Below are 11,199 nucleotides of genomic sequence, written 5' to 3'. Positions count from 1 at the left end.
ACGGAAGAGGATGCCGTGAGCGCGAGGAGTGAGCCGGGTCTGCGAGCCCCGCAGTCGCGAACGGAAGAGGATGCCGTGAGCGCGAGGAGTGAGCCGGGTCTGCGAGCCCCGCAGTCGCGAACGGAAGTGGGTGCCGTGAGCGCGAGGAGTGAGCCGGGTCTGCGAGCCCCGCAGTCGCGAACGGAAGTGGGTGCCGTGAGCGCGAGGAGTGAGCCGGGTCTGCGAGCCCCGCAGTCGCGAACGGAAGTGGGTGCCGTGAGCGCGAGGAGTGAGCCGGGTCTGCGAGCCCCGCAGTCGCGAACGGAAGGCAGGCAATGACCGACGCCACGTCGGCGCAGCGGTGGCCCGGCTCGGTGGCCGTGGTGCTCGCCTCGAGCACGGGCGGGGTGGGACAGCACGTCCGCTCGATCGCCCGCGGGTTGACCGCCGCCGGCGCCACCGTGCTGGTCTGCGGCCCCGCCGCCACCCAGGACCAGTTCGACTTCACCGGCGTCGGCGCCCGGTTCACGCCGGTGGAGATCCCGGCCAGCCCCACGCCCGCCGACGGGCGGGCCGTCGCGGCCCTGCGCCGGGCGCTGGCCGACACCCCCGTCGAGGTCGTGCACGCGCACGGGCTGCGGGCCGGCCTGGTCGCCGCCCTGGCCCGCCCGGCCGTCCCGTTGGTGGTCACCTGGCACAACGCGGTGCTCGCCGGCGGGCTGCGCGGCCGGCTCTCCCGGCTGGCCGAGCGGATCGTCGCGCGCTCCGCCCGGGTGGCGCTGGGCGCCTCCGCCGACCTGGTGGAGCGGGCCGCCGCGCTGGGCGCGACCGACGCCCGGCTGGCTCCGGTCGCCGCGCCCGTGCTGCCCGCGCCGCGGCGTCGCCGGGCCGCCGTCCGCGCCGAGTTCGGCGTCGCCGCCGACCGTCCGCTGATCCTCTCGGTGGGCCGGCTGCACCCCCAGAAGCGGTACGACGTGCTGATCGACGCCGCCGCCCGGTGGCGTACCCGGACCCCGGCGCCGGCGGTGGTGATCGCCGGCAGCGGCCCCGCGTACCTCCAGCTCGCCGCCCGGATCTCGACCGCCCGGGCGCCGGTGACCCTGCTCGGGCACCGCACCGACGTGGCCGACCTGCTCGCCGGCGCCGACCTGGCCGTGGTCACCAGCGACTGGGAGGCCCGCCAGCTCTTCGCCCAGGAGGCGCTGCACGCCGGCGTACCCCTGGTGGCGACCGCCGTGGGTGGCCTGCCGGAGTTGGTCGGCGACGCCGCGGTGCTGGTCCCGCCCGGCGACGTCGACGCGGTCGACGCGGCGGTGCGGGAGCTGCTGGACGACGACGCCCGTCGGGCGGACCTGGGCCGCCGGGGCGCCGCCCGGGCCGCGACCTGGCCGACCGAGGCGGACACGGTCGCCGGCTTGGCCGACCTGTACGCCGAGCTGGCGCCGGCCGGGGCCGATCCGTCGACGGGCAGCCGCTGATGCTGCGCAGACTGACCCCGGTCCTGCTGACCCTGGTCGTGGTGGCGCTCGGCATCACCGCGCTGGCCGCCCGGCCGGACACCGGCCCGCCCGGGCGCGGCGCCGACTTCGTGGTGCTGGCCGGGGTGGCCGGGCTGCGCTGGGACGACGTGGACCCGCAGACCACCCCGACGCTGTGGCGGATGGCCGAACAGGGGTCGATCGGCTCCCTGTCGGTACGCTCCGCGCACCGGCCGACCTGCCCGGTCGACGGCTGGCTCACTCTCGGCGCGGGCAACTTCGCCGCCTGGAACGGCAGCCGCCAACAGGGTGGCTGCCCGCCGGCGGCGGTGACGGTGGAGCAGCCGGACGGCATCGGCGCCAACCTGCCGGACGAGGAGAGCGTCGTCCGGTACAACCAGGACCGGCTGTCCTGGGGTGCGACGCCGGGCGCGCTGGCCGAGTCCGTTCGCTGCTCGGTGGCGGTCGGGCCGGGTGCGGCGGTGGCCGCCGCCCGCCCGTTCGGCCGGGTCGACCGCTACGCGCCGGTCCTTCCCGCCGACCCGGCCAAGCTGCTGGGCTCCTGCGTGTTGAGCATCGTCGACCTGGGCAGCGTCGACGGCGAGAACCGGGCGTCCCGGGCGGCGCAGGCCCGGCAGGCGGACGCCCAACTGGCCCGGGTGCTCGCCGCCCGCCCGCCCCGCTCGCTGGTGGTCGTCGCCGGCGTCTCCGACACCGACCAGCTGTCCCGGCTGCACGTCGCGGTTGCCGACGGCCCGGGCTGGGAGAGGGGTTGGCTGACCTCCCCGAGCACCGCCCGGGAGGGCTATCTCCAGCTCGTGGACCTGGCACCGACCGCCCTGGCGACGCTGGGCCGGCCCATGCCGGAACGGCTCTTCCTCGGCCGTCCCGCCGTCTCGGTCGGCGGCCGACCGGCGGACCTGCGGGCCGCCATCGATCAACCGGCGGACGCCGACCGGGAGGCCGGCGCCCAGCGTCGGGTGGCCGGCTGGTTCTTCGCCCTGCTGGCCGTGGCGCAGGTGGCGCTCGCGGTCGCGGTGCTGCCGCTGCTGCGCCGGGCCCGCCGGCACGCCGGCCCGCACGGACCCGAGCCCGTCTCCCGGCGGGTGGTCGCCGCGGTGGAGCTGCTGCTGGTCGCCGCCGCCCTGGCGGTGCCGGCCGCCCTGCTCGCCGACGCGGCCCCGTGGTGGCGGGGTCAGCACGCCGGCTGGTGGTTCGGCGTGGTGACCGCCCTGCTGATCGTGGGCGGGACGGCGGCGGTCCGGTTCACCCCGGGGCACGACCGCACCCTCGGCCCGCTCGGCGCGGTCGCCGGCCTGGCCACCCTGGTGGTCGGGGTGGACGTGATCACCGGCTCGCGGTTGCAGCTCAACGGCGTGGTCGGCTACTCCGCGCTCGAGGGCGGCCGGTACGCCGGGCTCGGCACCGTCGGCCTGGGCGTCTTCATCGCCGGTTCGCTGCTCAGCGCGGGCTGGCTCGCCCAGCGGGTCCGCCGCGCCTGGCGGCCGATGGTGATGGTGGCCGTCGGCGGCGCCGCCGTGGTCGTCGTCGGCAGTCCGTACCTGGGGGCGGACTCGATCGGCGCGATCGCGCTGACCGCCGGGGTCAGTGTCGCCGCGGCGATCAGCGCCGGCGGCTGGCTGACCGTGAGCCGACTCGCCTGGGCCACCATGGCGGGGCTGGCGGTCACCGTCGGCTTCGCCGTGGTGGACGTGCGCCGATCGGCGACGGAGCGGGGCAGCCTCGGCCGGTTCCTGGCCGCGGTCGGCGACGGCACCGGCGGGCTCACCGTGCACCGCTCCAGCACCGCCAACGTGGAGACCCTGGTCAACAGCCCGCTCACCGTGCTGGGGTTGGCCGGTGCGGCGCTGGTCTGGTTGGCGCTGCTGCAACCGTGGGGCGGCCTGATGCGGCTGTTCGGCATCTACCCGGCGATCCGGGCGGCGATGGCGGGCACGGCCGTGGCCGCCGGCATCGGCGGGGTGCTCGGCGGTTCGGCGCTGGACGTGGCCGGGGCGGCGGGGGCACTGGTGGTGCCGATGGCCGCGCTGGCCGCGCTGCGCGTGCTGGACCACTCCACCGACCGCACGCAACCCGGCGCGGGGCGACCCGGCGACGAGGGTCCCGGTGGCACGGTGGATGGCCCCGTCGACGGCGGCGACCGTCCCGGGGGAGGTCGCGCGTCGGGGGAGGGGTCGGCGCCGGACGCCGGGGACACCGGTACGGCCGCGGCACCCGACGGCCGCGGACCGGGCGAGCCGGTCGCCGGCGGCTCCGGCCCGGTGAGCACGGCCGACGACGCGCCGGCGTCGACGGGCGTACCGGGGCCGTCCGGGCCCGGCGGGCGGCCGGTGACCGTGCCCGCCCAGCCCGGTCCGGCATCGACGGAGGTCCCCACCGGCTGACCCGGACCGGGCCCGACGTGCGTCTACGGCGGGTGCGACGCCTGCTCGGGCAGGGAAAGGTGTTACCGTGGAATCCCGTGGATCGCGTGATCACTTGGCTGATCGGCAAGGCGGTTCGCACGACCGCTACGGACGACACGGGAGCAGGCGTTGGCCCCTTCAGCACGGACGACCAGGCACATTTTCGTCACCGGGGGCGTCGCCTCCTCGCTGGGTAAGGGCCTCACCGCCTCCAGCCTCGGCAATCTGCTGACCGCGCGCGGACTGCGCGTGGTGATGCAGAAGCTCGACCCGTACCTCAACGTCGACCCGGGGACGATGAACCCGTTCCAGCACGGTGAGGTCTTCGTCACCGAGGACGGCGCCGAGACCGACCTCGACGTCGGGCACTACGAGCGGTTCCTCGACCGGGCGCTGTCCGGCAAGGCGAACGTCACCACCGGGCAGATCTACTCGGACGTGATCGCCAAGGAGCGGCGCGGCGAGTACCTGGGCGACACCGTCCAGGTCATCCCGCACATCACCAACGAGATCAAGTCCCGCATCCTCGGCATGGCCGACCCGGACGCTGAGGGCCAGGTGCCGGACGTGGTGATCACCGAGGTCGGCGGCACGGTCGGCGACATCGAGTCGCTGCCGTTCCTGGAAGCGATCCGCCAGGTCCGCCACGACCTGGGCCGGGACAACTGCTTCTACCTGCACGTCTCGCTGGTGCCGTACCTGGCGCCGTCGGGCGAGCTGAAGACCAAGCCGACCCAGCACTCGGTGGCGCAGCTGCGCAGCATCGGTATCCAGCCCGACGCCATCGTCCTGCGCTGCGACCGGGAGATCCCGGAGAAGCTCAAGGAGAAGCTCTCGCTCTACTGCGACGTGGACCGGGAGGCGGTCGTCGCCGCCCCGGACGCGCCGAGCATCTACGACATCCCGAAGGTGCTGCACCGGGAGGGCCTCGACGCGTACGTGGTGCGCCGGCTCGGGCTCTCCTTCCGGGACGTGGACTGGGCCAGCTGGGACGACCTGCTGGACCGGGTGCACCAGCCGCACCACACGGTCACCGTCGCGGTGGTCGGCAAGTACGTCGACCTGCCCGACGCTTACCTGTCGGTCAGCGAGGCGATCCGTGCCGCCGGGTTCGGCCACCGGGCCCGGGTGCAGCTGCGCTGGGTGCCCAGCGACGACTGCGTCACCCCGGCCGGCGCGGCGGCCGCCCTGGCCGGCGTGGACGGCATCGTCATCCCCGGCGGCTTCGGCGTCCGCGGCATCGAGGGCAAGATCGGCACCGCCCGGTACGCCCGGGAGAACGGCATCCCGCTGCTCGGGCTCTGCCTCGGCCTGCAGTGCATGACCATCGAGGTGGCCCGCCACCTGGCCGGCCTGGACGGGGCGAACTCGCTGGAGTTCGACGAGGACGCCAAGCACCCGGTCATCGCCACCATGGCCGACCAGGAGGACATCGTCGCCGGCCGCGGCGACCTGGGCGGCACCATGCGGCTCGGGGCGTACCCGGCGAAGCTGGCCGAGGGCTCGCTGGTCGCCGAGTCGTACGGCAGCACCGAGGTCAGCGAGCGGCACCGGCACCGGTACGAGGTGAACAACGCCTACCGGGACCAGCTCACCAAGGCCGGGCTGCACATCTCCGGCACCTCGCCGGACGGCCGGCTGGTCGAGTTCGTCGAGCTGGACCGCGGCCTGCACCCGTTCTTCGTGGCCACCCAGGCGCATCCGGAGCTGAAGAGCCGGCCGACCCGGCCGCACCCGCTCTTCGCCGGCTTCGTCAAGGCCGCCATCGCGTATTCCGAGGCCGACCAGCTCCCGGTGGACCTGGACGGCGCGCCGGTGGACGCCCCGCCGGCGAAGACGGCCAGCCGCAACGGCGCCGCCGCCGCGAAGGTGGCGTCGGCGTCGTGAGCGCCGTCGAGCACCGCTACGAGGTGACCGAGCACCGGGAGATCTGGTCCGGCCGGATCTTCTCGCTGGTCAGCGACGACGTCACGATGCCCGGTGGCGGCACCGCTACCCGTGACTACGTCCGGCACGTCGGCGCGGTGGCCGTGGTGGCCCTGGACGACGCCGGTCAGGTGGTGTTGATCCGCCAGTACCGGCACCCGGTCGGCCGGCACCTGTGGGAGCTGCCGGCCGGGCTGATGGACGTCAGCGGCGAGGACCTGGCCGCGGCGGCGGCCCGGGAGCTGGCCGAGGAGGCCGACCTGACCGCCGGGGCCGTCGACGTCCTGGTGGACCTGCACAGCTCGCCGGGCTTCTCGAACGAGGTGGTCCGGGTCTTCCTGGCCCGCGACCTGGCCGACGTGCCCGCCGACCAGCGGCACGACCGCCGCGACGAGGAGGCCGACCTCCAGGTCGTCCGGATCGACCTCGACGAGGCGGTCCGGATGGTGCTGGCCGGGGAGATCACCAACGCCTCCTGCGTGGCCGGGCTGCTCGCCGCCGCCCGCGCCCGTGAGACCGGTTTCGCCGAGCTGCGCCGGCCGGAGGCGCCACTGCCCCGCTGACGGGGCGAGACGAGAAGGGGCCGCGCGGTGTCACCGCGCGGCCCCTGTCGTCTGCTCGGAGATCAGTCCCGCAGCGGGCGGCCCTGTCCGTCGACGCCACCGTTGACCAGGATCAGGATGCCGTCGATGAGGCCCCAGATGTGCGGACACCTTGATGATCGCCGGCGATCCTGTCCGCACCGCCGCGCCGCCGGTGGGACGATGAGCGCGAACACTGTCCTGACGGCTGAGGTGGTCTCCACCGCCGGCCCGGTCGACGCCTGACACTTCGTCAGCACGACCGCGCACCGGATGTCACTGTGCTGGCTCCCGGGGCGGGCCGGCGGGCCTAGACTGCCGCCGGCGGGACCGGTGGACCGCGCCGGCAATGGGGCCGTCGTGGCGCCGAGCAGTCGGGGGTGGGCAGCCCCGAAGAGAGGTGTCTGCATCGTGAAGGTCGGAATCCCACGCGAGGTCAAGAACCACGAGTACCGCGTGGCGATCACGCCCGCGGGCGTCAACGAGTTCACCCGCCACGGTCACGAGGTCTTCGTCGAGTCCGGCGCCGGGGTCGGCTCGAGCATCAGCGACGACGAGTTCGCCGCCGCCGGCGCCAAGATCCTCGCCACCGCCGACGAGGTGTGGGACGCCGCCGAGCTGGTGCTCAAGGTCAAGGAGCCGATCGCCGAGGAGTACCACCGGATGCGCGAGGGGCAGGTGCTCTTCACCTACCTGCACCTGGCCGCCTCGAAGGAGTGCACCGACGCGCTGATCGACCGCAAGGTCACCGGCATCGCGTACGAGACGGTCGAGCTGCCCGACCGCTCGCTGCCGCTGCTCGCCCCGATGTCCGAGGTGGCCGGCCGGCTCGCCCCGCAGGTGGGCGCCTTCTACATGATGCGCACCGGCGGCGGGCGCGGTGTCCTGCCGGGCGGCGTCTCCGGCGTCTACGCGGCCAAGACCGTGGTCATCGGCGCCGGCGTCTCCGGCATGAACGCCGCCGCCATCGCGCTGGGCCTGCAGTCCGAGGTGCTGCTGCTGGACAAGAACGTCGCCCGGCTGCGCCAGGCCGACGCGATCTACCGGGGCCACCTGCAGACCGTCGCCTCCAACGCGTACGAGATCGAGCGGGCCGTGGTGGACGCGGACCTGGTCATCGGCGCGGTGCTGGTGCCGGGTGCGAAGGCGCCGAAGCTCATCTCCAACGAGCTGGTCTCCCGGATGAAGCCGGGCAGCGTGCTCGTCGACATCGCCATCGACCAGGGCGGCTGCTTCGAGGACTCGCGTCCCACCACGCACGCCGACCCGGTCTACAAGGTGCACGAGTCGATCTTCTACTGCGTGGCGAACATGCCCGGCGCGGTGCCGAACACCAGCACGCACGCGCTGACCAACGTCACCCTGCCGTACGCCCTGGAGCTGGCCAACCACGGCTGGCGTGAGGGGCTGCGCCGCGACCCGGCCCTCGCCCTGGGCCTGAACACCCACCAGGGTCAGGTCGTCTACGGCCCGGTCGCCGAGGCGCACGGGATGGCCACCCTGCCGCTGGCGGACGTGCTGGCCTGAGGGGCGACGGGCTGACCGCGACATCGGCCGGGGCCGGCACGGGTGTGGAGCCCGCGCCGGCCCTGCGCCGTGCCGTGCGCGGCTACCTCGACCACCTCACCGTCGAGCGGGGGCTGTCGGCCAACACGCTCTCGTCGTACCGCCGGGATCTGGACCGCTACCTGGCCACGCTCGCCGCGGCCGGGGTGACCGACCTGGCCGCGGTCGGCGCGACCCAGGTCGAGGCCCACCTGGCCCGGCTGCGCGCCGGGGACGACGAGCACCCGCCGCTCGCGGTGTCGTCGGCGGCCCGGGCGGCCAGCGCGGTGCGCGGCCTGCACCGCTTCGCGCTGCGCGAGGGGATGGCCGCCGCCGACCCCAGCCGGGACGTGCGCCCGCCGACGCCGCCGCGCCGGCTGCCAAGGGCGCTGCCGGTCGACGACGTGGTCCGGCTGCTGGAGACCGCCGGCGCGGCGACCGCCACCGGCGACCAGGCGCCGCTCGCGCTGCGCGACCGGGCGCTGCTGGAGTTCCTGTACGGCACCGGGGCGCGCATCTCCGAGGCCGTCGGCCTGGCCGTGGACGACCTGGACACCGACGACGGCGCGGTGGTGCTGCGCGGCAAGGGCGGCCGGACCCGCCTCGTCCCGATCGGCGGGTACGCGGTCGAGGCGTTGCGCGCCTGGCTGGTCCGGGGCCGCCCGGCGCTGGTCGCCGCCGGCCGGGGCACCCCGGCGGTCTTCGTCAACGCCCGCGGCGGCGCGCTGTCCCGGCAGGGCGCCTGGACCATCCTGCGCCGCGCCGCCGAGCGCGCCGGCCTGCCGGTGGACGGTGCGGGCGCGGTCTCCCCGCACACCCTGCGCCACTCGTACGCCACCCATCTGCTCGACGGCGGCGCCGACGTGCGGGTGGTGCAGGAGTTGCTCGGCCATGCCTCGGTGACCACCACCCAGGTGTACACGTTGGTCACTGTGGAGCGGCTGCGCGAGGTGTACGCCACCGCGCACCCGCGCGCCCGCGGGTGAGTCGGGCCCGACCGTCCTGACCGGCCGGTGCGTCCGACACGCCGACCGGGTACCGAACGCGCTGCCGGCGCGTGGCGTACAGTCGGCATCGGCGCGGACCTCCTGGGGCGACGAACCGGGGTGCGCAGCGGCGCCGCGAAGGACGTCGGACGGCTCCGACGCCGGGTGGTCGTCGGGAGGGGGCAACGAGGACATGGCTGGCAACGGTGACCGTGCCGACGCCTGGACGTCGGAGCTCCGCGAGCAGCAGGCGTCGCTCGGCGCGGACCTGGGTCCGGCCGACCCGGCAGCGTACACGATGCGCAAGCCCATCCCGGAGCCCATGCCGACGGACCGGCACGGCCCGGCGCGGATCATCGCGATGGCCAACCAGAAGGGCGGCGTCGGCAAGACCACGACGACCATCAACCTGGGCGCCGCGCTCGCCGAGTACGGCCGCAAGGTGCTGCTGGTCGACTTCGACCCGCAGGGCGCCCTGTCGGTCGGCCTGGGGGTCAACCCGCACAACCTCGACCTGTCGGTCTACAACCTGCTCATGCAGGACGACGTCACCGCCGAGGACGTCCTGATCAAGACCGACGTGGCCGGCCTGCACCTGCTGCCCGCCAACATCGACCTCTCCGCCGCCGAGATCCAGCTGGTCAACGAGGTCGCCCGCGAGATGGCGCTGGCGCGCGTGCTGCGCACCGTCCGCAAGGAGTACGACTTCATCCTGATCGACTGCCAGCCCTCGCTGGGCCTGCTGGCGATCAACGCGCTGACCGTCGCGCACGGCGTACTCATCCCGCTGGAGTGCGAGTTCTTCAGCCTGCGCGGCGTGGCGCTGCTGCTGGACACCATCGACAAGGTCCGCGAGCGGCTCAACTTCGACCTGGAGCTCGAGGGCATCCTCGCCACCATGTACGACAGCCGCACCACGCACTGCCGGCAGGTGCTCCAGCGGGTGGTGGAGGCCTTCGGCGACAAGGTCTACCAGACGGTGATCACCAAGACCGTCAAGTTCCCCGAGTCGACCGTCGCCGGCGCCCCGATCACCACGCTCGACCCGGCGTCGTCCGGCGCGCGCAACTACCGGCAGCTGGCCCGTGAGGTGATCGCCGCCCAGACGGACCGGTAGTCGGGGGTGCACCAGGTCACCGGCCCGTCCGGCCCGTCCACTACGGTCGTCGGGTGACCGCACCGCCCCTCGACCCACCCGCCGCGCCGCCCGGCGCCGCCGACCCGGCGGTCGCCGCCGAGCCGGCCGCGGAGGTCGACGGTGTGCTGCCCGCCGGGGACGCCCCCGAGACCAGCGGGTTCACCGTCCGGCTGGCCAACTTCACCGGCCCGTTCGACCTGCTGCTCCAGCTCATCAGCAAGCACAAGCTCGACGTCACCGAGGTGGCGCTGCACAAGGTCACCGACGAGTTCATCGCCTACATCCGGGCGATGGGCGACCAGTGGGACCTGGACGAGACGAGCGAGTTCCTGCTGATCGCGGCCACCCTGCTCGACCTCAAGGCCGCCCGGCTGCTGCCCGCCGCCGAGGTGGAGGACGAGGAGGACCTCGCCCTGCTGGAGGCGCGGGACCTGCTCTTCGCCCGGCTGCTGCAGTACAAGGCGTACAAGGAGGCCGCGGCGCACATCGCCGAGCTGGAGGCCGTCGGCGGCCGCCGCTACCCCCGCGCGGTCACCCTGGAGCCCCGGTACGCCGAGGCGCTGCCCGACCTGGTGCTCGGCATCGGCCCGGAGCGGCTGCTCAAGCTGGCGCTGAAGGCGATGACCCCGAGGCCGGTGCCCCAGGTCTCCATCGCGCACGTGCACATGGTCCGGGTCAGTGTCCGCGAGCACGCCGGGATCCTCGCCGAACGGCTGCGCCGCGCCGGCATCGCCACCTTCTCGCTGCTCTGCGCCGACTGCGAGATCACCCTGGAGGTGGTGGCCCGCTTCCTCGCCCTGCTGGAGCTCTACCGGGAGGGCCTGGTCGCCTTCGTCCAGGAGCAGGCCCTGGAGGAGCTGACCGTCCGCTGGACCGGCCCCAGCGAGGGCGACACCGAGCTGCACATCGACGAGTACGCGGGTTCCCCGGAGCCGGCGGAGGCCGCCCCGCCGCCCGGCGACGGTGATGCGGGCGGGTCCGCGCGGGCCGTGGCCGGCGACGGCGGGGTGCCCGCGCCGCGGCCGGGGGAGCCGGGCGACGAGACGCGAACGACGGAGGAGGGAGCGCGATGAGCGACGAGGAGGGCCGGGACACCCTGGCCGACCAGGCCGCCGCCTGGGTCCCCCCGTGGGAACGCCC

At 74.7% G+C, this 11,199-nt stretch carries 8 protein-coding genes and 1 pseudogene; 8 read left to right on the top strand and 1 reads right to left on the bottom strand.

Annotated features, from left to right (window positions below; all coding sequences use genetic code 11):
- The first annotated feature begins 314 nt into the window (after positions 1 to 314).
- The 4 genes from DKT69_RS27305 (at position 315) to DKT69_RS27290 (ending at position 6,372) form a co-directional block, all read left to right on the top strand.
- Positions 315 to 1,457, top strand: a complete 1,143-nt coding sequence (locus DKT69_RS27305; RefSeq protein ID WP_109804362.1) for a glycosyltransferase family 4 protein — start codon at positions 315 to 317, stop codon at positions 1,455 to 1,457.
- Positions 1,457 to 3,862 (top strand): hypothetical protein, encoded by a 2,406-nt coding sequence (locus DKT69_RS27300; RefSeq protein ID WP_109804361.1) that lies wholly within the window; start codon positions 1,457 to 1,459, stop codon positions 3,860 to 3,862. Before DKT69_RS27305 ends, DKT69_RS27300 begins: the two co-directional genes overlap by 1 nt.
- Positions 3,863 to 4,012: 150 nt before the next feature.
- Positions 4,013 to 5,770 (top strand): CTP synthase, encoded by a 1,758-nt coding sequence (gene pyrG / locus DKT69_RS27295; RefSeq protein WP_109804360.1) that lies wholly within the window; start codon positions 4,013 to 4,015, stop codon positions 5,768 to 5,770.
- Complete coding sequence (locus DKT69_RS27290) at positions 5,767 to 6,372, top strand: NUDIX domain-containing protein (RefSeq protein WP_109804359.1); 606 nt, start codon at positions 5,767 to 5,769, stop codon at positions 6,370 to 6,372. Before pyrG ends, DKT69_RS27290 begins: the two co-directional genes overlap by 4 nt.
- Before the next feature lie 62 nt (positions 6,373 to 6,434).
- Here the strand turns inward: DKT69_RS27290 and DKT69_RS41475 are convergent.
- Positions 6,435 to 6,512: pseudogene (locus DKT69_RS41475) on the bottom strand (TM2 domain-containing protein); the annotation flags it as partial.
- A gap of 289 nt (positions 6,513 to 6,801) precedes the next feature.
- Here DKT69_RS41475 and ald point away from each other — a divergent pair.
- The 4 genes from ald (at position 6,802) to DKT69_RS27265 (ending at position 11,132) form a co-directional block, all read left to right on the top strand.
- The gene (ald, locus tag DKT69_RS27280) at positions 6,802 to 7,917 is read left to right on the top strand and encodes an alanine dehydrogenase (protein WP_109804358.1); all 1,116 of its coding nucleotides are present in this window, start codon (positions 6,802 to 6,804) and stop codon (positions 7,915 to 7,917) included.
- An 11-nt stretch (positions 7,918 to 7,928) separates the two neighbouring features.
- Positions 7,929 to 8,921 carry a site-specific tyrosine recombinase XerD gene (locus DKT69_RS27275; protein WP_201749885.1) on the top strand — a complete coding sequence of 331 codons (993 nt, stop codon included), beginning with the start codon at positions 7,929 to 7,931 and terminating at the stop codon, positions 8,919 to 8,921.
- 193 nt (positions 8,922 to 9,114) lie between these two features.
- Positions 9,115 to 10,038 carry a ParA family protein gene (locus DKT69_RS27270; RefSeq protein ID WP_109804356.1) on the top strand — a complete coding sequence of 308 codons (924 nt, stop codon included), beginning with the start codon at positions 9,115 to 9,117 and terminating at the stop codon, positions 10,036 to 10,038.
- 53 nt (positions 10,039 to 10,091) lie between these two features.
- Positions 10,092 to 11,132, top strand: a complete 1,041-nt coding sequence (locus tag DKT69_RS27265; RefSeq protein WP_236648382.1) for a segregation and condensation protein A — start codon at positions 10,092 to 10,094, stop codon at positions 11,130 to 11,132.
- Positions 11,133 to 11,199: the final 67 nt, after the last annotated feature.

Source organism: Micromonospora sicca (assembly GCF_003172935.1).
Classification (GTDB): Bacteria; Actinomycetota; Actinomycetes; order Mycobacteriales; family Micromonosporaceae; genus Micromonospora; species Micromonospora sicca.
This window is presented reverse-complemented; position numbering and strand designations above follow the sequence as displayed.

Bases quoted from the DNA above. Each gene is read 5' to 3' on its own strand.
- DKT69_RS27305 (WP_109804362.1), top strand. From the start codon at position 315: ATGACCGACGCCACGTCGGCGCAGCGGTGGCCCGGCTCGGTGGCCGTG.
- DKT69_RS27270 (WP_109804356.1), top strand. From the start codon at position 9,115: ATGGCTGGCAACGGTGACCGTGCCGACGCCTGGACGTCGGAGCTCCGC.
- DKT69_RS27300 (WP_109804361.1), top strand. From the start codon at position 1,457: ATGCTGCGCAGACTGACCCCGGTCCTGCTGACCCTGGTCGTGGTGGCG.